The organism is Tolypothrix tenuis PCC 7101, assembly GCF_963874875.1.
In the GTDB taxonomy this organism is placed as follows: Bacteria; Cyanobacteriota; Cyanobacteriia; order Cyanobacteriales; family Nostocaceae; genus Aulosira; species Aulosira tenue.
Genome location: NZ_CAWNJS010000001.1, coordinates 5,893,670 through 5,920,012, shown reverse-complemented (window position 1 = coordinate 5,920,012; position 26,343 = coordinate 5,893,670). Strand labels below are relative to the sequence as shown.

At 40.4% G+C, this 26,343-nt stretch carries 19 protein-coding genes and 1 tRNA gene; 12 read left to right on the top strand and 8 right to left on the bottom strand.

From position 1 onward, the window contains the following. Nucleotides 1-266: 266 nt before the first annotated feature. Entirely contained in the window at nt 267-2,300 is a 2,034-nt protein-coding gene (locus tag AACU25_RS23360) for a GAF domain-containing protein (protein WP_096579748.1), read from the top strand. Then, on the top strand, nt 2,293-2,883 hold the full coding sequence (locus tag AACU25_RS23355) for an SRPBCC family protein (protein WP_096579747.1): 591 nt from the start codon (nt 2,293-2,295) through the stop codon (nt 2,881-2,883). The genes AACU25_RS23360 and AACU25_RS23355 overlap by 8 nt, the downstream gene beginning before the upstream one ends. A 109-nt stretch (nt 2,884-2,992) precedes the next feature. Here AACU25_RS23355 and AACU25_RS23350 read toward each other — a convergent pair. Then, nucleotides 2,993-3,065 (bottom strand) — tRNA-Glu (locus AACU25_RS23350). Between the two features lie 435 nt (nt 3,066-3,500). On the opposite strand from AACU25_RS23350, the gene AACU25_RS23345 reads away from it, so the two are divergent. Next, nucleotides 3,501-5,420 carry a cation:proton antiporter gene (locus AACU25_RS23345; RefSeq protein ID WP_096579742.1) on the top strand — a complete coding sequence of 640 codons (1,920 nt, stop codon included), beginning with the start codon at nt 3,501-3,503 and terminating at the stop codon, nt 5,418-5,420. Here the strand turns inward: AACU25_RS23345 and AACU25_RS23340 are convergent. Together AACU25_RS23340 and AACU25_RS23335 are read right to left on the bottom strand one after the other, a co-directional pair. Then, complete coding sequence (locus AACU25_RS23340; protein WP_096579739.1) at nt 5,387-6,031, bottom strand: cytochrome b N-terminal domain-containing protein; 645 nt, start codon at nt 6,029-6,031, stop codon at nt 5,387-5,389. The genes AACU25_RS23345 and AACU25_RS23340 overlap by 34 nt on opposite strands. Nucleotides 6,032-6,118: 87 nt before the next feature. After that, nucleotides 6,119-6,814, bottom strand: a complete 696-nt coding sequence (locus AACU25_RS23335; RefSeq protein WP_096579737.1) for an esterase/lipase family protein — start codon at nt 6,812-6,814, stop codon at nt 6,119-6,121. 285 nt (nt 6,815-7,099) lie between these two features. Between AACU25_RS23335 and AACU25_RS23330 the strand changes: the two genes are divergently transcribed. Further along, nucleotides 7,100-8,803 carry a hypothetical protein gene (locus tag AACU25_RS23330; RefSeq protein WP_096579735.1) on the top strand — a complete coding sequence of 568 codons (1,704 nt, stop codon included), beginning with the start codon at nt 7,100-7,102 and terminating at the stop codon, nt 8,801-8,803. 416 nt (nt 8,804-9,219) lie between these two features. Here the strand turns inward: AACU25_RS23330 and petJ are convergent, their stop codons facing one another. The 4 genes from petJ to AACU25_RS23310 form a co-directional block, all read right to left on the bottom strand. Beyond that, nucleotides 9,220-9,597, bottom strand: coding sequence for a cytochrome c6 PetJ (gene petJ / locus AACU25_RS23325; protein WP_096579733.1), 378 nt, complete (start codon nt 9,595-9,597; stop codon nt 9,220-9,222). 364 nt (nt 9,598-9,961) lie between these two features. Beyond that, on the bottom strand, nt 9,962-10,162 hold the full coding sequence (locus AACU25_RS23320; RefSeq protein ID WP_096579731.1) for a hypothetical protein: 201 nt from the start codon (nt 10,160-10,162) through the stop codon (nt 9,962-9,964). Nucleotides 10,163-11,116: 954 nt separating this feature from the next. Continuing rightward, nucleotides 11,117-11,287 carry a photosystem II assembly protein Psb34 gene (gene psb34, locus AACU25_RS23315; RefSeq protein WP_190445763.1) on the bottom strand — a complete coding sequence of 57 codons (171 nt, stop codon included), beginning with the start codon at nt 11,285-11,287 and terminating at the stop codon, nt 11,117-11,119. A 473-nt stretch (nt 11,288-11,760) separates the two neighbouring features. After that, entirely contained in the window at nt 11,761-12,138 is a 378-nt protein-coding gene (locus AACU25_RS23310; RefSeq protein WP_096579729.1) for a hypothetical protein, read from the bottom strand. Between the two features lie 213 nt (nt 12,139-12,351). Between AACU25_RS23310 and AACU25_RS23305 the strand changes: the two genes are divergently transcribed. The 8 genes from AACU25_RS23305 to AACU25_RS23270 all read left to right on the top strand — a co-directional run bounded on the left by AACU25_RS23305 (nt 12,352) and on the right by AACU25_RS23270 (nt 25,736). Next, on the top strand, nt 12,352-13,410 hold the full coding sequence (locus tag AACU25_RS23305; RefSeq protein ID WP_096583968.1) for an EamA family transporter: 1,059 nt from the start codon (nt 12,352-12,354) through the stop codon (nt 13,408-13,410). A gap of 416 nt (nt 13,411-13,826) precedes the next feature. Then, nucleotides 13,827-14,789, top strand: a complete 963-nt coding sequence (locus tag AACU25_RS23300) for a DUF928 domain-containing protein (RefSeq protein ID WP_321206692.1) — start codon at nt 13,827-13,829, stop codon at nt 14,787-14,789. Between the two features lie 284 nt (nt 14,790-15,073). After that, nucleotides 15,074-20,005 carry a two-partner secretion domain-containing protein gene (locus AACU25_RS23295; protein ID WP_096579725.1) on the top strand — a complete coding sequence of 1,644 codons (4,932 nt, stop codon included), beginning with the start codon at nt 15,074-15,076 and terminating at the stop codon, nt 20,003-20,005. A 112-nt stretch (nt 20,006-20,117) separates the two neighbouring features. Beyond that, nucleotides 20,118-20,759, top strand: coding sequence for a class I SAM-dependent methyltransferase (locus tag AACU25_RS23290; protein ID WP_096579723.1), 642 nt, complete (start codon nt 20,118-20,120; stop codon nt 20,757-20,759). 50 nt (nt 20,760-20,809) lie between these two features. Next, nucleotides 20,810-21,361: a Uma2 family endonuclease gene (locus AACU25_RS23285; RefSeq protein ID WP_096579721.1), complete on the top strand. Its 552-nt coding sequence runs from the start codon at nt 20,810-20,812 to the stop codon at nt 21,359-21,361. A 235-nt stretch (nt 21,362-21,596) separates the two neighbouring features. Further along, entirely contained in the window at nt 21,597-23,012 is a 1,416-nt protein-coding gene (locus tag AACU25_RS23280) for a macro domain-containing protein (protein ID WP_096579719.1), read from the top strand. A gap of 86 nt (nt 23,013-23,098) precedes the next feature. Then, a complete protein-coding gene (locus tag AACU25_RS23275; RefSeq protein WP_096579717.1) occupies nt 23,099-24,733 on the top strand; it encodes an RluA family pseudouridine synthase in 1,635 nt (544 codons plus the stop codon). Between the two features lie 358 nt (nt 24,734-25,091). After that, the gene (locus tag AACU25_RS23270) at nt 25,092-25,736 is read left to right on the top strand and encodes an NTP transferase domain-containing protein (RefSeq protein ID WP_096579715.1); all 645 of its coding nucleotides are present in this window, start codon (nt 25,092-25,094) and stop codon (nt 25,734-25,736) included. Nucleotides 25,737-25,827: 91 nt separating this feature from the next. Here AACU25_RS23270 and AACU25_RS23265 read toward each other — a convergent pair whose 3' ends face one another. Continuing rightward, entirely contained in the window at nt 25,828-26,238 is a 411-nt protein-coding gene (locus AACU25_RS23265) for a tetratricopeptide repeat protein (protein WP_096579713.1), read from the bottom strand. Nucleotides 26,239-26,343: the final 105 nt, after the last annotated feature.

Genomic DNA, 26,343 nt, shown 5'->3' with positions numbered 1-26,343 from the left:
TAGTAAATCAACTTAACCCCAAGTCGTTAGAGCTTCTCTAGCAAAGGGATTTTAGTATATCCTAGGTACTTTCATTACTTGTGTAAAAATTCGTTTAATATACCAAAAACTTGGTCATCTGAAATAGAAAAGGGCTATAACAGGTGAGAGAAAGTCTTTACAAAAGATTTGCAATTCGTCAGGGTGCACTAAAAAACTAAGGGTGAAGAATTAAGCCAAGAGGTTGGGTGCAAAACATGGGGTCGTTATCCAAGAGCGTGCCAGGAATGAAAAAGCGTTTATCATCGCCGCCACAGTGCCCAGATGACGTAGATCGACTACAATCATACCCAGTCAAGCTGATGCAGCATCCGCAAGAAACAACCTACCAGTTGTCAGAACAAATTAATCAAATTGTCGCTACCACACCAGCGACGGTTTTAATGCTGCAAGAATTGTCCAAGTTGCTTGGAGTAGCTTTTCAGGTAGACTGTTGCTTGATTACAGTGATGAGCGAGGCATCCAGTGAAGTAACTAGTAGTAATTGGTGCCATGAGGAATATTTAGGTTTGCCGCAATCAAACGAAGTATTTTCGATGGAACAATTGCTCATGGAACTCAATGTAGTTCAATGTGCAGCCGAACCATTAAATATTGAGGATATTTCGACAATTCAACAAAGTCTTGAACTTGGTTGCCAGTCTTTGCCACTCCCAATTAAAGCTGTTTTGGCAATTCCTACCCGCTTTCAAGGAAAAAACAACGGGATAATTAGCTTGATTAAGTTTCAATCACATGATTGGACTAAGTCAGAACAGCAGTTACTCAAGAGTATAGAGTCTGTTTGCGCGATCGCTTTTTCACAAGTAGCCCAAGCACAACTAATAGCGACTCAACAGCAGCATTTACAACAGAGTCACCAACACCAAAACTTAATCAAGCAATTAACTATACTCAGTCGCAGCAACTTGGAGTTAAATCAAATGCTCCAGTTGGCGATCGCTTCTACTGCTGAATCTCTCCAAGCAGATAGGGGTTTGTTTATTACATTAAAATATACAGATCCTTTATTTAGAACTCGGTCTAAAAAGCAAATTCCTAACGCCAAAGCTACTGTAATCAGACAATGGACTCGAGATAGCCAAAATGGTTCTAGTAGTGCATTAGATACCTTACAAGACCAATCTTTTGCTATTTCCGACTGTGGTTTATGCCAGCGGGTGTTCATCGACTTTGGTAAACCAGTAGTAATTGATGACTATACAGAACAAACAGAAATTTTGGCAGTCGCGCCATTGTTTGCTGTAGAGCAGTTTCCCGCAGTGCTATTAATGCCATTAGAAAGCCAAGGCAAAATCTTAGGCTTTTTAGTTCTACAACAAACAGTAGCTCGCAATTGGCAATCAGCAGAATTAAATCTGGTAGAAATGGTATGTGCCCAAGTCAGCAACGCCATTATTCAGTCACAGACATTGCGACAAGTGCAAAATTTGGTAGATGAGCGCACAGCCAAACTCCAAAGTAGCTTAGAACTACAAGCCAAATTGCACGAAAGAACTAGGCAATATGTAGAGCAGTTGCGAGAACTCAATGAACTCAAAGATGAATTTTTGAGCAACATGAGCGATCGCTTACGCTATCCGCTGACAAATATGCTGATGTCTATTCGCAATTTACGTCTGCCAAGCATTACACCAGAGCGTCAAAATAGATATTTCGATATTTTAGAGCAGGAATGTACTAAAGAAATTAATCTCATTAATGACTTACTGACACTGCAAAAGCTAGAGTCGCAACAAGCAACGCCGCAATTTGAAAGTATTGATTTAAATAGACGTATTCAAGATTTAGCCGCCTCCTTTGCCACCAAACTGGCAGATAAAGGATTAAGCATTAACCTGGATTTACCAGAGAAGTCATTAAAACTACAAACTGAAATTGAAAGTTTTGACCGCATCTTACAAGAGTTATTAACTAATGCTTGTAAATATTCAGAGTCTGAAACCATTGTTGATTTAGAAGCCGCTCACCAAGTTAATCAATCGGTGGATCAAGTTATCATTAAGGTGACTAATATCGGCCGCGGGATTTCTCAGCAAGAAGCGACTTATATCTTCGACAAATTCCGTCGCGGTAAAGGACGCTGGACTCCTGGGACTGGTTTGGGTTTGGCTCTCGCCAAGTCCCTAGTGCAGCATTTAAATGGGACAATTAGTGTTGAGAGTACGCAAATAGCAGATTCCGATCTGAGTAAAATTTGCTTTACCTTTACGTTGCCCCAGTTTTCTGACGAAAGCAAAACATATTCGGAAAGTGACTGAACAACCTAACACGACAGTCGGCGTTAACTTTAACGCCGCTAGTGACGAAACCAACCAAGAACCCGATTTGGCTGTGAGTACGGGTGTTGAACCATCTGTAGATATCCAAATTGAAAAAATCGCAGAACGACAACGACAAATCACTGCCAAAATCCAGATACCCCAACCAATAGAAAAAATCTGGACAGTGCTTACAGATTATGAAGCCTTAGTTGACTTCATTCCCAACTTGGCGAAAAGCCGAAGATTGGAGCACCCGGATGGAGGGATTCGCCTAGAACAAGTAGGTTCACAGCGCTTACTCAACTTCAATTTTTGTGCGCGTGTCGTTCTGGACTTGGAAGAATATTTCCCCAAAGAAATCAACTTCCGCATGATCGAAGGAGATTTTAAAGGCTTTTCTGGTAGCTGGCGCTTAGAGCCTTGTCCTTGTGGTGATGCGATGGGTACCAATCTCTGTTACACCATTCAAGTTTGGCCCAAACTCACAATGCCAGTGACAATCATTGAGAATCGCCTCAGCAAGGATTTGCAATTAAATCTTTTAGCTGTTTACCAACGCGTACAACAGTTAAGCCATTAAATATACTTACAAATAAAAAACCTATCTTGATTCACATCATCACAAGATAGGTTTTTTATTTTAGCGGATGAGTGAAAATCAACTTTTTCTAGTTGAATTTTCTTTTCAATACCCCCAGGGGAATTCGAATCCCCGTTACCTCCGTGAAAGGGAGGTGTCCTAGGCCTCTAGACGATGGGGGCGCATTAGGCGCTGTGAGCGCTTCGGACTCAGACCTTTTATAAATTAACTAATTTTTCAGATGCTGTCAACAGTTTTGGCAAAAAAATTTCTTTTAGTTAAGTTGGGGATTGGGGACTGGGGATTGGGGATTGGGGACTGGGGATTGGGGACTGGGGAGCAGAGGAGGCAGAGGAGGCAGAGCGAGCAGGAGAGAATATCATTACCCATTACCCATTACCCATTACCCATTACCCATTACCCATTCCCAATGCCCAATCCCCCATTCCCAATGTCCCTTTTTGGCAACCAATCAGAAATGGAGTAATATAAAAAACTAAGTATGAAAAAAAAATGGAATTTCTCAAGGGGAAAATGGTGCGATGTTGTACCCTTTAGAGGTAATATTTACTCTTCTTTACAAAAGATTTTGATATATATCCCTCAAAATCTACAACATGGAAGCATCTTTTGACATCACCTTACAGATGGTGACTGCGGTTTTTGCAGGTATTAGCGCCCAAGTGCTGGCTGCCTATCTTCGGGTACCTAGCATTGTTTTGTTGCTGTTGTTGGGCATTTTTCTGGGGTCTGATGGTATTGGGCTGTTGCATCCCCATTTGCTAGGCACTGGGTTGGAAGTGATTGTGGCTCTAGCAACGGCAATAATTCTGTTTGAAGGGGGACTCAACTTAGATTTGCGCGAGTTGGGGAGAGTTTCAGTTAGCCTCCAATTGCTCGTCACCTTGGGAACGCTGGTCACGCTGCTGGGTGGTAGTATGGCAGCTCACTGGTTGGGTGAGTTTCCTTGGAGTATTGCCTTTCTCTACGCTTCGATTATCGTGGTGACAGGCCCAACGGTGATTAATCCCCTGCTGAAACAAATTAATGTCGATCGCCAAGTCGCAACGCTTCTAGAAGGCGAAGGGGTATTAATTGACCCCGTAGGGGCTATTTTGGCTTTCGTGGTGTTGGATACGATTTTAAATGGCGATGTAGACCCCATTCATGCCATTACCGGGTTGCTGATGCGTCTGAGTATTGGGGGAGCGATTGGTGCGGCTGGTGGTTATTTGATGAGCTTGATTTTCAAACGCGCCAATTTTCTTTCCTTTGAACTGAAAAATTTGGTGGTACTGGCAATACTTTGGGGGCTATTTACCTTAGCGCAAACCATCCGCAGTGAGTCAGGAGTCATGACTACGGTGGTGGCAGGTGCTGTATTTGCTAATTCATCAGTACCAGAAGAAAGGTTTTTGCGACATTTTAAAGGTCAACTGACAATTCTCAGTGTTTCTGTGCTGTTTATCTTACTCGCGGCTGACTTGTCTATTGCCAGTGTGTTTGCTTTAGGTTGGGGTAGTTTATTCACAGTTTTGGTACTGATGTTTGTTGTCAGACCAATTAATATTCTCTTGTGTACCTGGAATAGTGACCTGAATTGGCGGCAGAAATTGTTTTTAAGCTGGGTAGCACCGAGAGGAATTGTGGCGGCTTCAGTTGCTTCTTTATTTGCCATTTCTTTGACACAGAAAGGGATCAACGGTGGTGATGCAATTAAAGCTCTGGTTTTCTTGACAATTATCATGACGGTTGTCTGCCAAGGACTGACAGCCGGACAGATTGCTAAATGGCTGCAAATTACCTCAAAAGAAGCCACTGGTGCTGTAATTGTGGGTTGTAATCCTTTGAGTCTGTTAATTGCCCGCTTCTTCCAAGAACGGGGTGAAAAAGTGGTGATGATTGATACAGACCCAGATTGCTTTGCCCAAGCGGAAGCGCAAAATTTGAGGTTGATTGCTAGCAGTGCCCTAGATACTGCGGTTTTAGAAGAGGCAGGATTAGCTTCTATGGGTACTTTTTTAGCAATGACAAGTAATGGTGAGGTAAATTTTGTCTTGGCACAACGGGCTGCTGAAGAGTTTAATCCGCCGCGTGTGTTAGCAGTATTTCCCCGCGATCCGCAAGCTAGTAATTCTGCCAGTAGTAAAGTGCATCAAGCTTTTGTGTCTGACTTGGCAATTAAAACTTGGAATGAATACTTGAATAAGGGACAGGTGAAGTTGGGAACAACTACACTCAATGAATTGGAATTTGCTAGTCAACAGGATCACATCCAAGAAAAGATTCGGACTGGAGTATTGATACCATTGTTGGTAGAACGAGAGCAACGCTTACAGGTAATGCCCGTTAACCAAGAATGGGAAGTAGGCGATCGCATTATCTACCTTTTACATGACCCCAGACCAAATCTTTTAAAACGCTTATCTGGTGCAAGTCAATCTACTCCTCTAGCATTGGAGAAGTTACCGGAGGTGGAAGAGGTTCCCCTGGCAAAATTAGCTCAACTTTCTACTAGTGAAGCGTCTAGTGCTTGAAAAGCATCCTCAGCAGTTTTATCAGCAGAGATTTCTCGCTCTTGCCACAATAAAGCAGCTAAATGCACTATAGCCAGCAGTAGAGCGATGGGGGAAATAATATAGCTGTTTAAGGCGTAAAGATGTTGCACAGTGATGGTACTAATTGCACCGCCACCAGTCAGAATATCTCGCAACTCCCCACCAATGAAGGGAATGGCTTCGATGGTGCCTAGCTCAATACTAAAACGCCAGTATCCTTCTTGAGTCCAGTCTAGAAGCATGGCAGTCCAATCGAGGGCGATCGCACTTAAGGTAAACAAAATACCGCTAATCCAGGCAGTTAGCCAACTCTTGCGGAATTGTCGCCCTAAAAACATCACAACCATTTGAATTAAGCCAACTCCAATCATGGCATTACCAGAGAGGTCGTGGGTTTTGTGGAATAACCAACCGTAAGACACTACGGTATCAATCATTTTCAATGACCGATAAGCACCACCTGCTGTAGGTTCGTAATAGAAAGATAGTAAAACTCCAGTTGAGAGATGCATCACGCACAGTGTAAGCATCGCGACCGATAATATGGTCGCCAGTCGCCGCAAAATTCTATCGGACAAGGTGATTTGCATAGCTGACATCTCTTATGTAATAAAAAATGTGTATTTTTATTACAGTTTAACTAAGAAAAATTAATTTATTTGTCTCTCTAGAGATATTTAAGCCAAATACTGTGCCCAAGTTTGTAAGATTTCTGGTGAGCCATACCAAATACCAGGGCTTCTCGGAGAATGCCTCACGCCTGCAATCACAAGATTTTCAGCACCATCAAGATGGGCAGCTACTATCGGTGTGATCCCATCTCCCCAAGTGTTACCTGTGCCACAAGTTAATTGATAACTGCTGTAAGCTAACCAACTACCAGGCCGCCTTTCTCCAAAAATAGTTTTACCAGCTACACAAACGTAACGAACATTTTGGTAAAAAGCTCCAGGGTAATTATTTTTGACAAAATCTAAATTCCAGCGTGTCCAACGCTCTTGGCTAATATGAGGTGTACCCAAAGTAATGAGCGTAGCAGTGAGTGGGTGAGCATTCCAGACTGAAGATTGGACTTCACCACGTCCCAAATAAGGCTTGTCTCCTAAATAAATTCGAGATAGCCAACCGCCTGCTGAATGACCAATTAAATTGACTTGAGAAGCTTGATATTGCTGTAATGTCTGCTTTACCGTGCGATCCAATATTTTCAGAATTGGTGTCACTGATCTACCACCAAACATGGCAATCCAGTCTCGCCGCCGTAAAGGGACTGTCACTGTAGGAAAACCCAACTGCTGTAGAGATTGTTCTAGTTGGCGGTAAGCAGTCGCACTTTCTAGATAGCCAGGTAAAATAACTGTAGGTAAAGCCATGAGTAATGATTGCAACAGTTACCAGATCTTAGCGAGCAACATCAGGATTTTTTCATGGTCGCGTCAGCAAGTGCCACTTTCTAGTAAAATGTTACGTGATTGCACAAAAATTAAACTTTGCTGAAAAAAATGCCAATCTGGCTATTTTAGTCCCAGGTTAGAAAGCTATGATTTTAAAAGGGACACATTTAAATATTTTGCTATAGAGCCGGAAGAAAAATTTAGAGCCTGAAAAATAATTTATTGATCTGCAACTGCAATTGAGCTGAGTGAACGAGAATAGCCATGTCTTACGTCTCCCTGTTAAAAAATCTACCGGAAATCTTAGGCCAACCAACTGGAATAGCAGCAATAGCTTCTGTTGGCATCCACGGTGCGATCGCCTTGATTGTGCCATTAGTACCTGTAGACTCCAATAAACCGAAAGAAACAGCATCATCAAAGACTGTTGGAGTCATGGAATTGAGCCAAGCCGATCAAAGTCGGTTACCACAAATTCCAGGGCAAACACCCATTAACCCCCAATCTCCAGTTTTACTATCACAATCTCCAGTTACGCCACTAAATCTGGATTCCCAATCGAGTTTACCACCTTTACCACCACCACCATCACCTAGCCAGTTTGTCATGCCACCGATCCCGTCATCGGCTGGTAATTACTCAATTGCGGCGCTACCAAAAAGGCAGCCTTTACGCAATTATTCTCAAAGCAATTTCCGCTTTGATACTTCTGGTTTTAATGGCAATAACAAATTCGCTTCAGTTCCACGCTTTAATAACAGAGATATTACCTTAGGTGAAGCCAAGCCTTTACCTGTGAGCAGGTTGCCAGTATTACCAGAAGGTAGACTACCTGATGGATTGCCAAACTCACCAGCACCCCTACCTGTGGATGCTAACCCAACTCCTATAGCTGATGTGGCAGCAAATCCTCAGCCTAGCAGTAATCCATCCCAATCTGGCGATAACCAACAGCTAATAGCTGCAATTGGTAACACACCAAAAGCTGGTGATAATTTACAAATATCTGAACAAGGCATACCCCAAGGGCAATTGGGATCTACACCCAATCTATCTAATCAAGCACCTACACCCGGAACAGAACTAGCGATCGCGCAGATTAAATCCTACGAAAGTCTCAGAGCCGCAGTTCAGAAACAATACCCAAATGCTGTAGAAAAAACTGTGATTCGTGACACAGTTACTACAGATAAAGCTGACGTTCAAGGTATTATCTTAGGGCGATTAGTAGTAGACCCTGATGGTAAAGTCTTAGACATTCAATTTGAAGGCCAGTCAGTCACCCCTGCTTTGCGCGTCGAAGCAATGGAGTATTTTAAGACCAATCCACCCAAGGGAGATAGGCAAATTGCTCATTACCCCTTTAGCTTAGAGTTTAAAAATAATAGCAACACTGCTGCAGGAGATAATCAAAAGCCTGCAACTGGATCGGCAGCTACTGTTAAACCTTTAAATCTGCCATTAGTTAATAATAGTCAACCCACACCAGCAACAGGCACTACAGTTCAACCATTAAACCTGCCAGCTGTTAATAATAACCAACCCACATCTGCACCTGGTTCAGCTACTACAGTTAAACCATTAAACTTGCCAGATGTTAATAGCAATCAGCTCAAGCCCATACCAGTCACCAATACCAAACCCTTAACACTGCCAAGGGTTAACAACAACCAGCAGACACCTGCACCTGCAACCAATGTTAAGCCATCATCTAATTCCTTAATTAATAAACTTCAGTCAGCACCAGGCGCTACTGTTAAACCATTAGCAGCACCAGTACCTACACCTGCAACTAATATTAAACCCTTAGCAGCACCAGTACCCACACCAGCAGCTACGACTCAACCCTTAGCAGCACCTGCTACTAACAACAATCAGCCTACTGCTACTGTGGAATCTGGCAAAAAGCTAGTACAACAGTTGCGTGAACTGAGACAAGAAAGAGAAACCTCTGATCAAGGTAAATAAAAGGTAAAGGGGTAAAGGAGAATGGGAAAAGGAAAAAACCTTTAACCCTTACCCTTTCACCTTTTCCCCCAATCTAGAAACCGATTACTATCGCCAGCTTTCTGAGATTAGAGACAAAAGCCAAAAATGAAAAACTCCACCCACAAGGGGATGGAGTTTTAGGGCATGGGGAACTCGGGGCCCCCTCTGGGGATAAGGGGTAATGGGGCATGGGTAAGAGTTCCCAATGCCCAATGCCCAATGCCCCAAGTCGGCGGGCTGCTATCCCTCTCCACCCACAAGGGGATGGAGTTTCCCGCCGACTTCCAATGAATGTGGATTGTGAAGATGCTAGATACAGTGTCTTGAGAATCCACATTTATTTGGGTTGTAAAAGAGGAAAATATTTGAATCTACCCTTTCCCCATTAACCAATCTCAAGGTGTCACAGCAGATGTAGATGAAGTACTTTGCCAACCCGTTTCCGCTTTCTGGAAAACATAAGCAGCTACCTCTAAAATTTCTTGAGTGCTTAACTTGTTTTTAAAGGGAGGCATGGCATTTTTGCCGTTCTGTACCTGGTGGATAATGGCTTGAATGGGGTCTTGGTCGTAATTCTCCAGATAACTTGATAATGCTTCTTTTTTCAAGGTTTTATGGCTAATTAGGATATTACCGCCACCGATATGGCAAGAAGAACAATTAGCATCAAAGATTTTCGCGCCATCGGATGTTTCGGCAGCTAATGCTGGCAGAATGAATGTAAATCTAAATAAAGCGATCGCCAACAGCAGGATAAATAAAAATATTCTCAAGAGATTCTCCTTGCAAAAACCATCCGGCAACCTTAAAACTTTATCGAGTAAGTTTTCTATGGCTGCTTTCAGCCTTAGAGATTACCAACTGATATGTGTACTCTACCTTATGAAGCGTGAGTTTCTGTAGCTGGTAAACTCTATGGGACAAATATGGATTTAATTATATATTTTTAAGATTTGGAGTTTCAGGGCTGCTCCCTTGTGACAAATTCCAGTTCTCCACTTTGATCAAGTCTAATCAAAATTGAGCGGTGTCGAGCTAAACAGATAGCACTCGACACCGCTATTGATATCTATATAAATTACTTCAACCTCTAGGTAAAGGAATGCCGATTCTGGGAAGTATAGCCTAATGTTCGCTTTACCTGAGTAGCCTGGTTACCCTAATATCGTATTCAGTGCCTCTGGGATGCTCGCTTTTAGCCCTTTGGAATGCCATACCGTCAGCTTGTGCTTTTGAAGTAGCGTCGATTTCGTACCTTGTCGTTCCGCGTTGAAAGGTATTGTTTGCTAGATCAGCAAATTCTTTGATATCTACCAATACCTCGTATGTGTGATCCATTTTGGAACCTCCAAATGTGCATTCTGCACGCTAATGGGGAACACTCTCAGTATATGAACATACAGAGGTAACAGAGATCAAATCAATACAATTCTTGATTGAGTATTGATTGATTACTCACTAAAATTTAAGACTAATTAATTTATACAAATTAAGAAAAATATTGATAACACATCCATAATTTTTAGGGTTGTAAAGCTATATACACCCAATAATGGTTCGGTTAAAAATTGTTCGTCATGATTTTGGGGTTGTAAAGACGCGATTAATATGTGGATTGGAGACGCGATAAATCGCGTCTCTACAGAATTTAAACTCAATCTGTCTATCCGAACGGTATTGTGTCCACACCTATTTCTCTTTGTTGGATTGTTTTTCAAACTGGTTTTACTTTTTCTGGAATCGGGAAATCTCAAGCTGTAGTAATTCTCAGACAAGCAACTTATATGTAAACTTTATACCTAAAGCATGGGGATATACCCCAACCAAAACCCAGTCATCAAGGCTGGGTTTTTGATTATCTATTGTTATTGCTGAGTTATAAAAAACCTTGTGGCAACTTCTCCGGAATTAGTAAATCTGATGCTGTAGTAATTCTCAGACAAGCAACTTATATGTAAACTTTATACCGACAATATGGGGATATACCCCAACAAGAACCCAGTCATCAAGGCTGGGTTTTTGATTATCTATTGTTATTGCTGAGTCATCAAAAACCCAGTGACAACTTTTCTGGAATCGGTAAATCTCATGCTGTAGTAATTCTCAGACAAGCAACTTATATGTAAACTTTATACCGAAAATATGGGGATATACCCCAACCAGAACCCAGTCACTGAGGCTGGGTTTTTGATTATGTAGAGATAATTACTAAGCGACAAAAAACCCCGGTGGCACTAACCGGGGTGAAAATGAGAAGTCCAAATAACTAACTGGTACCGAATTCAAAAAATCTTAGCTAACACTTAAGCCTACCAACACCAGAGTAGTAACAATCAATGTAGCGAACACGCCTTGTATAACATATTTGCGCTGTTCCCAAATTGCAGGGTACTCAGCGTAGTACATCTGGGGTTCAGTTGCGTAGTTATTGAGAACGCCGTCTTCATTAACAGTTGTGTACATAGTTGTTTCTCGTAGTTGTTAACTTATGTAAATAAATTTAACAAGTTTGTTACAAATAGTCAACACTGCTTGACAAATAATTGTAGATACTATCCATAAAACCAGCTTATCAATCAGGCAATGACAGGCGTAGCTACGCCCAATACTTGTTGGTTAAGGGGAAAAAGGGGAATGGGAAAAGGGAAAGAAAAAACCTTTAACCTTTTCCCCTTAACCAATTTTGAGTTCAAAACGCTATCCCTTGTAGTATTGCAGCTACGCCTGTCATAGAAAGGAACAAGATTTTTGTCGTTAGGCTTCAAGGTGGGAACAAACTCAAGACACCAAGCAGAATCGGGATTTGGTATTGCTGAGACACATCAATATATTCTGGAGGGCATGGCAGTACCATGCCTCTACAATCTGTCGCATTCTTGTTTCAAATTGGTATAAAGAGGCAGGAAGCAACTTTACTACTCAGAACTCAGCACTGTTTATTTAACTTCGCTGGCTTCAAACTTGGTAATCTTGCCTTTCTTGATTGCAACAACCACATCGTAGGTTGCACAGTAAGCGATGGTGACATTATTGGCTTTGTTGTATAAGTTAACTACCATACCTGCACCACCAGGTTGTACAGCAATTGGCTCTAAGTCGCCAAAAAAGTAACGTCGCAAAGCGTCACCACTACCAAACTGACCTTTATTTTTGGCGAGGAATTCTATTTTTTGTTGAGCAGTTAATCCTGTAGCATCCTTTGCTTCTGCGGCTGAAGCTTGAACTAGTGAGGGATTAATAGCTTTGAGGGGAGCATCCCAAACTGTAAAACAACCGATTAAGGCAACACTTGTGAGCATGGTAGCGAGTTTCATTTTTGACTCCTAAACCTGGAATTGTCTGGAACAACTAAACTATCGCTGTTAGGGCTGAAGCTGAACTGAAACTCAACCATAATTTTGATGAATTTATCCCTTGAGAAATTTCAGTGAATTCTCAGCATTTTTTCAGAGAGTTATGGGATGTTAAATTCACAAGTGGCTTACAGTATTTTTAAGCAAAGGCTGATTGTATACAGTGGTGTTATTGTGACTAGAGTAAAAAGACGAAATCGTTGGCACCAAAGAATTCCAGGGCAAATATATCTCTGGTTAGCAATCCTCATTTTTGGTGCATCTAGTGCAATTACTCGTAAGCTTACAGAAATTGGTGCCCATAATTTGATAGGCGATCGCAATCCTATTTCGCTGTGTAATGTTTTATTTGTCGGTAACCTTTGCGCTTTGATCGTCTTGATCGCTATCTACTGGCGACAGTGGAATAAAACGACTTTGCAGCAGCTATCAAAAAGAGATTGGTTCAGTCTTACTGTTGTGGCGATTTTATCAGGAGCGCTGGCCCCTGGTTTAATTTTCCAAGCTCTAGCAATTACAGGAGTTAACAATGTAATTTTGATTGGACGCTTGGAACCCCCATTAACATTAGCTTTATCAGTGTGGTTGTTGCGAGAACGGGTAAATAGGTGGGAAATTATCGGTGCGATCGCAGCATTTGTTGGCGTTAGCCTGACAATTCTCCTGCAGCCTCCCAGCGTCCCCATGATGAGCATGGGGGTTTTGAATTTAGGACTAGGGGAAGTATTGGCAGCAATTGGATCTATCGCTGTAGCCGTTTCTACAATTATTGGTAAAAAATATCTCTCGCAAATACCCTTAGGAATTTATAGTATCTTTCGCACTGCTTTAGGAACTGTCATCTTTTTCCTCATAGCTTTAACACTTTATGGTAAAGAGCATTTTATCGATGTGTTCTCACCATTTCTGTGGCAATGGATGTTAGTTTATGGTGCCGTTATTGTAGTGCTAGGCCAGTCATTTTGGCTTAAAGGCTTAAGAGATTCTACAGTGTCTACAGCATCCTTAATCGGCTCATTTACACCAATTGTCGGTATCGTTGCCGCTTTTTTGATATTAAATGAAGCCCCTACAATGGCTCAGTATATTGGTGGTGGCTTGATTTTAATAGGCATATTTTTGAGCCAAATTGCTAATTTACGTCATAGTTCTCGCAAATTTGCATCTAGGAAGTTGAGTTCTACTCCAGCAGAACAAGAAGTAGAAACTCACATGGGATTTAAAGGAATATAATATTTTTTAATTTAGTAGTGAACGCTCTGCCTGAAAAATAGTGTTGACTAATAAATGTCTAGAGAGGGGATGAGCGTATTGGGCATTCAACATTAGTATTTTTCAAAGCTCGCCTCAGGTATTTTGTTGTGTTTGTATGGTTTACTTGTATAGCAGTAGTAAATCATTTGTGAGAAACTACAAATGCTCAAAAGTTAATGACTGACTAGACAAAACATTTCAATATCAAAAATGGGAACTAGTAATTACCATATCTTGTCTGAGACAAGTATCTATCTCGCAGCCAATATAAATACACAAGCGTGTTGAGGCTAATTTTTTTTAATTTATTAAGATTGCTGTTCAGGAAATTACTATAAAACAAGGCTTTGGCTGGATGCCCACCTTAGAAGAGTGGTAGTAACAGAATGAAGATTATGAAACGTAAATTGTGGAAAAGTTATCTGTTTGCTCTTTTAGTCTGCTTACCTTTTGGGGCTGTCAGCACGAGCAAAATTTTCGCATTAGAGCCAGTTTTTCAAGTAGCGCAAGTAACAAATAGTTACAACCAATATATGAGGTTGGGCTACACAGAAACTAAGCGCAGAAACTATCGCAGAGCTTTAGGATATTTTCAGCAAGCAGCGCAACTACGTCCCGGAGATATATATGCTACCACAGCAATTAGAAATGTCACGGGATATATTCAAGGTCGCAAGACTTTGATTAGCTTCGTTCCAGGAAAACCAAATAGAGTCGGTTCAGCAGCATCACGGGGAGCTTGCTTTCAGCGTGGAGAAGTGGTGATTCCTTTAATCCCCAGCAATAGAGACACTCAATACACCACAGAAGAGCGTCCCACATTCTTCTTCTCTATTCCTCAAGCTTCCAGAACAGTTACAGAACTAGAATTTGTACTGCGGGAGGACGAGAATCTCGATCCGTTATATAAGGAGAATTTCAAAGCTTTTGATCAAGCTGGAATTGTGGGGATTACCCTCAAAGCTAATCAACCGCCTTTGAAACCTGGCAAAGAATATACTTGGGCCTTTTCGATGGTTTGCGATCCCAATAGCCGCGATCGCGATTTTTATCTAGAAGGTAAAATCCAAGTTATGCAAGATGAAAACATTGCTGCACAGGTAAAAGAGACACCAACACCTTTAGATCGCGCAGTTCTCTATGCAACAGCTGGATTTTGGGAGAACGCCCTCAGCATTTTGGCTGATTTACGCCGCCAGAGTCCAAATGACCCGAAAATAAAGCAATATTGGTCAGATTTATTGAAATCCGTGAAGCTCGACGCAGTAGCAGATCAGCCTTTATTACCACCTTGCTGCACTACTCAGCAGGGAACAATGGGTAATGGTGCAGCAGAGAGAGCAGGGGGGACAAGGTGAGAAGGGGACTGGGGATTGGGGACTGGGGATTGGGGATGAGGGATTGGGGATTGGGGATTGGGGATGAGGGAGATGAGGGGGATAAGGGAGATAAGGGGGATGAGGGGGATAAGGAGAAATCTCTATTACCCATCCCCCATTACCCATTACCCATCCCCTAAACCATAACCTCGCCATTTGCCTTGGGAGATGAGTAAAATATTGGATAATTTTTATCCAAAAAAATACTTAAATTTCCGCAGAGATTTGTATTAATCAGGGGAAACTCCCAGGGCAATACTGATATGGTTCCAGCTCCTCGCCAACAATTATGGCTATTGAGGTTGCTAAATTTATTAGCAATCTGTGGTGTATTTATCGCATGGATTGATTCTGCACGCGCTCAAATTATCCCGGATGGGACATTAGGTGCAGAAAGTGCAACCCTCAAACCAAATACCCAAGTTCAGGGTTTACCTGCAACCTTGATTGAAGGTGGAGCGACTAGAGGTGTAAATTTATTCCAGAGTTTTTTGCAATTTAATGTTGGCGATAGTCAAAGAATATACTTTGCCAATCCAGCAGGTATTGAGAACATTTGGACTCGCGTCACAGGTAGCGATCGCTCCAACATATTTGGTACTTTGGGCATAGATGGTAGAGCAAATCTATTTTTACTCAATCCCAATGGTATTATTTTTGGGCCGAATGCTCGCTTGGATGTCGCAGGTTCGTTTCTGGCGACAACAGCCAATAGCTTTATCTTTGAAAATGGCTTGAAATTCAGCGCTATCAATCCAGAAGCCGCGCCACTGCTGACTGTAAGCATTCGTCCGGGATTGCAATTTGGCGCGAATCACCCTGCAAGTATTAGCAACACTGGTAATTTAACTACAGGGCAAGATTTAAGCTTGATCGCTGGTAGTCTGGACTTACAAGGTAGGCTACAAGCAGGCAAAGATTTAACACTGCAAGCACAAGATACTGTCAAACTGCGAGATACAGCGATTAATCCTTTAATTGTGGCTGCAAGTGGGAATTTACTAGTACAAGGTAATCAGAATATTGATATTTTTGCCTTGAATCACCCTGATAGTGGCTTATTTGCTGGCGGTGATTTATTGCTGCGGAGTGCAAATACTGTGGGAGGAGATGCTCATTATTGGAGTGGGGGGAATTTTCGCATTGAGAAACTAGATAGTAGTCTAGGTAAGCTTTCCAGTCCTCATGATCCTATTATCCGGGCTAGTGGAGATGTGAGTTTTGATAGCTATGAAGGAGCATCTTTGCATATTTTCGCAGGAGGTTCCGTCAATATTGGCAGTATTTTTATTACAGGTGCAGACACAACTGCTCCAAAAAACTCTATTACAGAAGATGTGCCACTGTCCGAGACCTTACCAGATGATACAAATTATGTCTATATTCAAGGCGCTTCTGAACCAACATTAGATATTCGTGCTGGAACTACAGCTTTTGGTTTTCCTGGAATGATACCAGAGCCGATTATAGGGCTAATTGGTCAAGTTAAAACTCATGTACCTAGTACGAGTGCAGATATCAATATCGGGAGTATTATTAATGTCAATAAAACAGAAGCAGATGAACCGATAAAAGGTCAAATTCTGTTAACTAATCAGTATTCACCTAATAATCTACCAGGAAATATTACCACAGGTTCAATTCATACTTTTGGTGATGTTACTCTTGATTCACGAGGTAATATTACAACTAATGGCACAATTGATATTTCTTTAGGCTTGGATAGTGGCAATAATATTAATCTGATTAGCAATGGCAACATTATTACTCATGGAGATTTACTTTCTGATTTATTTGAGGAAGTCGATGGCAATGGCGGTAATATTAGCCTGATTAGTAAACATGGTGATATTGATACAACATTAGCAAATATCATATCTGAAACTCATAATGGATTGGCTGGAGATGTAAATATTCAAGCATTAGGCAATATCTACCTTGGTAACATAATGGCTTCTAGTAATTCTGATAATGATACAGAATTTAGTAGCATCATCATTAAATCTAATGGTGGATCTGTCTATTTAAATCAATCTAGCTTAGATACTAGCAACAATGGCAATGGCTATGCAGGAGATGTAGCAATTAGTGCCAGTCAGGAAGTTAAAATTGAAAATAATAGCAATATTTCTAGTGTTGGTGATTCTGGTATTATCTATATTGGTAAATCAGAATATGCTAATTTTTATCCTCAGAATATTATAATTAATAACTCTCAAATAAATAGTGATAATGGCAATTCACAAGGTCAGTCTGGAGAGATAAGTATTGAGTCTCTTAATAATATTTTGATTACAAATAGCAAAATAGTAAGTGGCACTACTGGCCTAGATAGTACAGCTAATGCTGGCAATATTTCAATTAAAAGTATTGGTTCGGTTTTTTTCAGTAAAAGTGAAGTATATAATGATGTAATCACAGGTGGTACAGGAAATTCAGGGAAGTTCAGCATTGATTCAGGAGTAATATCTCTGGATAAAACTAATGTGCAATCTGGTAACAACGGCTCTGGAAAATCTGGAGATATAGATATTCATGGGAGTGAATCTATATCTTTGAATTCCGCTAAACTATTCACTAATAATTATGGGTCTGGAGTAGCAGGATATATTAAACTGATTGCTGCTAACAATGTTGCTATTGATAATAGTACTATTACTAGCGAAAGTAATTACAATGGCGACGCTGACTTATACTCTAATATTAATATAGAAGCAACACAAGGGTCAGTATTTTTGAACCAGTCTAAGATAAGTACCACCAATTTTAGTTTAGGTTATGCAGGAGATGTGAGTATTAATGCTCGTGATGATATTTCTATTTTCAAAAGTTCTTCTGGAAGCCAAGAAGATAGCCACTATAGAGGCATATTTAGTAATGGTAATTTAGGAAATATTTATATTGGTTGGGTACCAAATAGCTCACTGATTCCAAAAAAAGTAACTATAGACCAATCTTTTTTGAGTACTAGTAACCAAGTAGATGGTGATAATCAAGCAGCAATCTTTGCTAAAAATACAGGTGATATCAGGATTCAGTCTCTTGGGGATTTAGTGTTTACTAGCAGTAATTTAGAAACTGTAACTAATGGTTCTGGTGCAGGTGGTAGCATCTATATAGATGCTAAATCGATATCTCTGTCTGATCAAAGTTCTCTATTAGCTAATACTTTAGGCACAGGAAAAGCAGGAAGTGTCACTGTCACAGCAGCAGGTGGTTCCCTCTCACTTTCTGAAAGTAGTATTAACACTGGTAGCAACGATTTAAGTTTAGATGACTCTCATACAAGTCAAGAAGGAGAGGGTGGTGGTGGTGATATCAATATTAGTGCTGCTAATTTATTGCTAACAAAAAAAGCTTATTTAAATGCTAGTACTTTTGGGGCAGGTAACAGTGGTAATTTCTCGATTGTAGTTGATAAAAATATTTCTTTTACTAATAGTTCTATCTTAAATGCTAGAACTTATGGCACAGGACATGGTGGTAATATCAACATTAAAACTCAATCTTTTAATTTTAATGATGAATCGCTAATTCAGGCGGAGACTTTTGGTAGTGGTAATGCAAGTAATTTAGATATAACTGCTCAGTTATTATCTTTTAGTAATACATCCAGAATTGATGCTCAAACTTTTGGTAGTGGTAATGCCGGGAATATTAATATTAAAACTCAGTCTCTTTCCTTAACTGAGGGTTCAAGAATTAATGCTGACACGCGTTCTAGTGGTAAAGGTGGCAACATTAATATTAATCCTTGGAATGAGCAAAACCAGGCGGCAGCTTCTGTCGATATATCAGGATATGCACTGCTCAATAAATTTTCTAGTGGATTATTTGTCAATACTGAAAGTACAGAAACTAATGCTGGTGCTGGAGGAAATATTAATATTCGTACTGGTACATTAAGTATTAGCGATGGCGGAGTTTTAAGCGCTCCCTCTAAAAGTAGCGGTAACGGGGGAGATATTAGCGTTAATGTCAATAATCTCGAAATTAAAGGTGGTGGACAAATTCTCACCAATGGCTATAGAAGTGGGGCAGCAGGTAATATTAAAATTAATGCCACTGATAATATTACCATTTCTGGACAAGACTTTACATACCAAGAAAGACTGAATGAACTGATAGCATCACTGGATAGCATTAAAGATATTTATGATTTTGTGAAACCCAAGAATGAGCAAGAAGCTAAAGGCATTCTTGGTTCAATTAATCAATATAGTGGACTATTTGCCAATACTGAATCTAATTCTACTGGTCAAGGCGGTACGATCAATATTGACCCTGAGCAAGTGACAATTAAAGATAGTGCGAGAATTTCTGTAGATAGTCAAGGTTCAGGAGTAGCGGGTAGTATTAGCATTACAGCCGATCGCTTAACTCTTGATACAAAAGCAGAGATTACGGCTGATACAAATAGCGGTCAAGGCGGTAGCATTACACTCAACTTGCAAGATTTATTGCTATTTCGTCGTCAAAGTTTTATTTCAACTACCGCAGGTCGTCAAGGTGCGGGTGGTGATGGTGGTGCGATCGCAATTAAACTCAATTCTAATAACGGCTTTATTGTCTCTCCTGCCTCGGAAAATAATGATATCGCGGCAAATGCTTTCTCTGGTAGTGGCGGTACTATCGAAATCGACGCTAAAGGCGTGATTGGTTTAGCAACCCTCACCCGACAAGAACTTGAACAGAAGTTAGGAACCACAGACCCAGCAAAACTTGACTCACAATATCTGCAAACTAACGATATTACAGCGATTTCCCAAACTGACCCACAGTTAAACGGTGTCATCAGTATCAGTTCTCCAGATATTGACCCCAGTAAAGGAATTGTCTCTCTACCCACCAACGCCAGCGATCCTTCCCAGCAAATTGCTCAAAATTGTGGTGCGGGAGATGAAAAAACATCGGGTCAATTTACTGATGTCGGACGTGGTGGTTTACCCCCAAAACCTGACGAATTACTTAGTGCTAATACTGTCTGGGAAGATATTCGTATGACTGCAAATTCATTACATACAATCAATTCCAGCTATAGTAGAACCGCCAAGCCACCACAGCAAAAAGCTGTATTAATTATGCCGGCTACTGGATGGGTATTTAATGATAAAGGTGATGTCACCCTAGTTTCTCAGACACCAAAAACTGCGGCTTCTTGGTTAAATTCTTCTAGCTGTGCGGTGAAAAAGTGAAATATGATTTTTTCACGCAGAGACGCAGAGACGCAAAGAGTAGAGTGTAAAAGATGTAGAATTGCTCTGACTGTCAATTACAAAATGCGATCGCTAAGAGCAGTGTTCTGTGATGAATCAAATTAACCTGTGGACTTCTGCTGACCATGCTTTGAGATATCTATCTCAAGCAGATGCAATACCCCATCGTACAGAGGGTGAAGCAGTTTTGCTGGAACAAGTTCCTAAGACTGTGAAGCGCATTCTGGATTTAGGGACTGGAGATGGTCGCTTATTAGCATTACTGAAAATCGACCGTCCTCAAGCTGAAAGTATCGCAGTTGATTTTTCTGCAACTATGTTAGAAGCGGTCAAAAATCGGTTTGCTGGGGATACAACAGTACAGGTAATATCCCATAACTTAGATTATCCCTTGCCAGAATTAGGTTATTTTGATGCGGTAGTTTCTAGCTTTGCTATCCACCATGTCACTCATGATCGCAAACTTTCCCTATATACAGAAATTTTTCAGATATTGGAACCTGGCGGGATTTTCTGCAATTTAGAACATATTGCCTCACCCACGCAAGCATTGCACGCACATTTTTTACACTCTATTGGTTTTACGGTAGAAACTGAAGACCCATCAAATAAACTTTTAGACGTAGAAACTCAACTAAATTGGCTGCGAAATATTGGTTTCACGGATGTGGATTGTTACTGGAAGTGGCTAGAACTCGCTCTGTTGATTGGCAAAAAACCGCAATCAATTTAAATTTTGAGTGTACGATGTGAAATTATAAGCGCGATAAAAAAGCGATCGCTATGGTTGTCACAACAGCGAAGTGGACAATAAATGAATACCATCGCATGATTGCAGCCGGTATCTTAGATGATCGGCGTGTGGAACTATTAAAGGGAGAGATTATAGAGATGTCACCGGAAGGCGAACCCCACGCTTATTTCAGTACCGAAGCTGGGGAATATCTCTCTCGGATATTGGGCGATCGCGCTACAATTCGTCCAGCTAAACCAATTACCCTTGCGAATAACTCTGAACCTGAACCAGATATTGCGATCGTGCAACGTTTAGGACGAGAATATCTCAATCATCATCCTTACCCAGAAAATATTTTTTGGTTGATTGAATACTCCGATTCCACTTTAGAAAAAGATTTGGAAATTAAAAGCAAAGTCTACGCCGAAGCTGAAATTCCCGAATACTGGGTAGTTAACCTCAGAAAAAGACAGCTTATAGTCTTTCGAGATCCTCAAGATGGAGAGTACGCTTCCAAGTCCACATTAACAAGTGGGACGATTTATCCAATAGCATTTCCCGATATAGCTGTTGCAGTGGATTGTATTGTCAGCGCTTAGAAAAGAAAAAATTGTTACCAATTGGCAGTTGTTTAAGCACTAATGTGATAACATCTCTCAAGGTAATTTTGATTACTTACAGTAATCTCAATTGATTTGTTAACTTTACCTCTCTGCTTTCTCTACATCTTCTGTAGTAACTTACAGAAGGGTGTTGCTTATCTAAGTTAAACACTGTAGGTTCATAACCAAACTTACTTATTTATACTATAAAATTCATTACTTTTATATCAACATGATTCCCGAAATATCAACCATTTCTCTGTTTATTGGCATAATTGCAGGAATGTCTTTCTATCTTGATGGTTGGAGAGTTTCATCTGAAAATCAAACCTTTTCCAAATCATACCGCTATAGAGGTCTTCTCGTAGTGATTGGAGGTGGTGTGATTAGTCCCATTATAGATAGATTTCTATTGGAGACAGATAAGTACGATTTTTTCAAAGGATATCTATTTGGAGTAGTGATTGGATGGCTAGTATTGTTCACTAGTGTAACTCTACTATATGTTTTTTGGAAAAATACTAAAGATTTATCACCAAATGAAAAGTACTATAGATTTGGGCAAATTTGTTATTCCTTTATAGAAATAATATATGGAGGTATCAATGTTGATCCTATTCGACAACAAAAAGAAATCGAAAGTCAATTAGCTAAAAACAAGCTTGTGGAGATTAGGCAAAAACTTAGAGAGGAAAATCCCAAAGCTTATGTTGCATTTGAAGAGCAACTTATAAAAACTCAACAGCAAGATTTGAAAGCTCAGAAAGAAAATTTAGAAAGTCTAAAAACTGCAATTGAACGTGCAGATTATGAGCCGGAGCAAGAAGCAGAAAATTTGATAAAAGATAAGCAGAATTTAATTCAAACACTTCAAAGCGAACTTGAGCTAGCTCGTAGTCGTTACAGCCAAGGTCATGAAAAGATACAGAAGATTGTTGATGAGTATACAAAGCAACTACGTCATCAAGAAGATGAGATCAGAGAATTACGGGAATTGATTCATAATTTTAGAAATCAAAGTATTAGCCAAGAAGAATTTACGAAAAGAATTACTTTTAAACAAATAAATCAGTATGAATCTGGAGGTTTATTTATAGGTGAACTAGCTGTAAATAACAGGCTAGTAAAAATTTATCAAGGTGATATTACAAATCTTGTAGCTGATGTCATTGTCAGTTCAGATGATAATTATTTAACTATGGGAGGTGGTGTATCTTATAGAATCCGCTCTGTAGGTGGCGGAGAAATCTATTCAGAAGCACAAAAACTAGTTCCAGCATCTATTGGTGATGTTTTAATTACTACAGCCGGTGCATTATCAGCACAAAAAATATTTCATGGAATAGTGATAGATTATAATGATAATAGGCTGCCTTCCAAAAAAGTAATTGAGCAAGTAATACACACTTGTATAGAGAAAGCTAATGATGAGAAATATCGAAGTATTGCTTTTCCTTTACTTGGTACTGGAGCAGGAGGGTTTCCGGCGATAGAAGCATTGGAAATCATCCTATCACAAGTTATTAAAGATTTTTCTGATGAACCTCAAAGTGTGGCAGAAGTAATCATAGCTATCTATGGAAGAGTTGCACAGGTGATAGACATTGAAGCAGTAATCAAAGAAGTTACAAGGAATTCTAGAGATTAAAAAATAACTTTTGCTTGCTCTATAAGCAAGAATATTTAATCTATACAAGCATCAGCTGATCAGTGCAATTTCTTATAATACCTTTTATGGTATTTCTACATCCGCTTACAGATTTTATTCATTCTAATTGTGCAGCCAGTAACGCATCAGCCGAATATTACTATGAAGGGTATTGTCCGCAAAGTGGAAATTTGCTGAGACTACCTCGCACCCCTTTAATAGAAGCGATCGCCCAGGGTTTAATGCAACAATTAGCCAGCGATGAGCGCTATTCTCTAGAAGGAAAAATGTATGGTGTGTTGCTGGTTGAACTCCCAACTGGCGAACAGCGAGTAATTAAGGCTTTCTCTGGGCTGCTGCATAGTTGCAGTGTAGTTGAGGGTTGGGTTCCGCCAATACCAGGAAGAGAAGAAGTAGCTGTAGATGAAGCTAGAACTTTGGCGCAATTGGAAGCTATTAAGCAAGAACTGATTACTTTGCAGCAAATTCCCCAAAGACAGCAATATGAAAGTTTATCTCACGAGTTTGTACAGCAGTTACAAGCCATGAACGATCGCCACCGCGATCGCAAACATCAACGCCAGGAAAAACGTCAGTTAATCTACAAAACGCTGACAGGCGAAGCACTGACTATCGCCTTGGAAGAACTGGACGAAGAAAGCCGTCAGCAGGGAATTGAGCGAAAATTACTCAAACGCCAGCAAAATGAAGTTTTACAGCCGCTAAAGCAGTTAATTGTAGCCGCAGATACGCGGATACAAGAATTAAAACAACAGCGTCAGCAACTTTCCCGCCAATTGCAAGCACAGATGCACGCAGCTTACACCTTAATCAATTTTTATGGAAAATCGCGATCGCTACAACAATTAATGCCCACAGGATTACCCACCGGTACAGGTGACTGTTGCGCGCCTAAGTTACTGCAATATGCAGCTATACATCGTCTTAAACCCCTAGCAATGGCAGAATTTTGGTGGGGTTCTGCGTCAACTGATGGCGAAAAAATTCCTGGCAAATTTTACCCTGCTTGTGTAGAACGCTGTCAACCTTTGATGGGGTTTTTGCTGTCAGGATTTTCGGAAATAGGGGAAAAGCTAGCGATTATTTACGAAGATGAATGGTTAATTGCTGTAAATAAACCCCCCGGATTACTATCAGTTCCCGGACGTTATCTTGATACCCAAGACAGCGTTCTCAGCCGCTTGCGAAATGTATTACCTGATGGAATGTCACTCAACGCCGTACATCGCCTAGATCGAGACACATCTGGTATTTTGTTGTTAGCACGCGATCGCCAAATTTATCGTCAACTCAGTATCCAATTTCAGCAGCAGCAAGTTCACAAGATTTATGAAGCCTTACTCTCAGGAATTGTGAATGTTGACGCAGGTGTAATTGAATTACCCCTGTGGGGAAATCCCAATCATCGCCCTTATCAACAAGTTAATTGGGAATATGGTAAACCCAGCATTACCCATTTTCAAGTAATAGCTAGAGAGGGAAACTATACGCGTGTGGAATTTAAACCACTAACAGGACGCACCCATCAATTAAGGGTTCATGCTGCTGATATTCAAGGACTTGATACGCCAATTTTAGGAGATCCGCTTTATGGATTAAGTGCAGATTTTAGTCGGTTATATCTCCATGCGCGAGAAATTTACTTTCAACATCCACAGTTAAAAGAAACTCTGCATTTAAAGACTGAAACGCCGTTTTAATTCGTAATTCGTAATTCGTAATTCGTAATTATTGTACTCTTATAAAAGATATGAATCAGCAAATAGTAAATGTAGGGTGTGTTGTCGCGCAGCGCAACGCACCGATCGACTATCAACGGCTCAAGGTGCGTTAACCTACGGCGTAACACACCCTACTGGCGTGTCTAGACTAAAATAGTGCATTGCTCAAACTCTTGTGGGATAGGCATCTTGCCCGTCCTGGGCGGACAAGATGTCCACCCCACAAGAAAATTATATTGCCACATTTTAGGCGTGTCAGTCCACGACCGTAAATTTATATTTATTTATATACTTTGAATTTTCTCGCTCTGCCAATTTCCTTAATTTTGCATAATATATGACTCAGAAAATAGAAACAGAAAAATCAAGGATAGCAATTATGATTTTGGCTGCGGGTGCATCTACGCGGATGGGGACACCAAAACAGCTTTTATTGTATCAAGGACGTAGCTTGGTGCAATACATTACAGAAATTGCGATCGCTTCAGTTTGTGAACCTGTAGTTGTAGTGCTTGGGGCTAATGCAGAACAAATTCGCCCTCAAATTCATGAACTCCCCGTTACTATTGTTGAGAATTTGGATTGGGCTTTTGGTATGGGTAGTTCTATTAAGACTGGGATGGATTTCTTGTATAGTCTGAATCAAAAAATTACAGCAGTAGTGATTGTACTTTGCGATCAACCATTTCTCTCTCCAGAAATTATTAATCAACTGGTTGATGCATACCATACTACACAAAAATCAATCATTGCTTGCGAATATGCAGAAACATTAGGTGTACCTGCTTTATTTAGTCACCAATTTTTTGCAGAACTCGCTAATTTACCTGGTAATTCCGGTGCAAAAAAAGTGATTCAGAATAACCTTAATCAAGTATTCTCGATTCCTTTTAACTTAGGCAATATTGATATTGATACACCCAGCGATTACGAAAAATTAAATAATAGGGATTGGGGATTGGGGACTGGGGACTGGGGATAAGGTAGATGAGGCGACAAAGGGAAAGAATAAACATCAGACACCAAACACCCAATTACCCATTACCAATGCCCAATGCCCCATGCCCAATGCCCTAAATTAAACAACACATCGTCCCTTCTGGAGCAAGTGTTAACCCTATATTGTAATCTTCAATTGCTTTTTCTTGATTACCTAATTCTTGATAGGTTTGACTGCGGCAAAAATAAAAGAAAGCGTTATCTGGATTAATAAATATAGCTTGTGTGTAATCTTCAATTGCACCCAGGCGATCGCCTAATTTCTGTTTGCGAAAATTACCTCTGGCTGTATATAATTCGGCGCTGTTGGGATGAATGCAAAGGGCTATATTAAAATCCGCGATCGCTCCTTCTACATCTCCCTGGTAAAAATGATTGTAGGCTTGCTGAACATATAAGCTGACGGCTTTTGATTGGTAAGGCATTTCTACCTGCAATGGTTGAATTACCTCTGGTTGGCTGAATGTTTGATTGTTGTTATCCATTGGGCAGAAAATAAAAATAATATAAAATTTTTCTGACTTTACCTATTTTTAGCGTACCCACAATTATTCTGTCTGTAACTAATGACAACTCCCAAAACGGAGAAA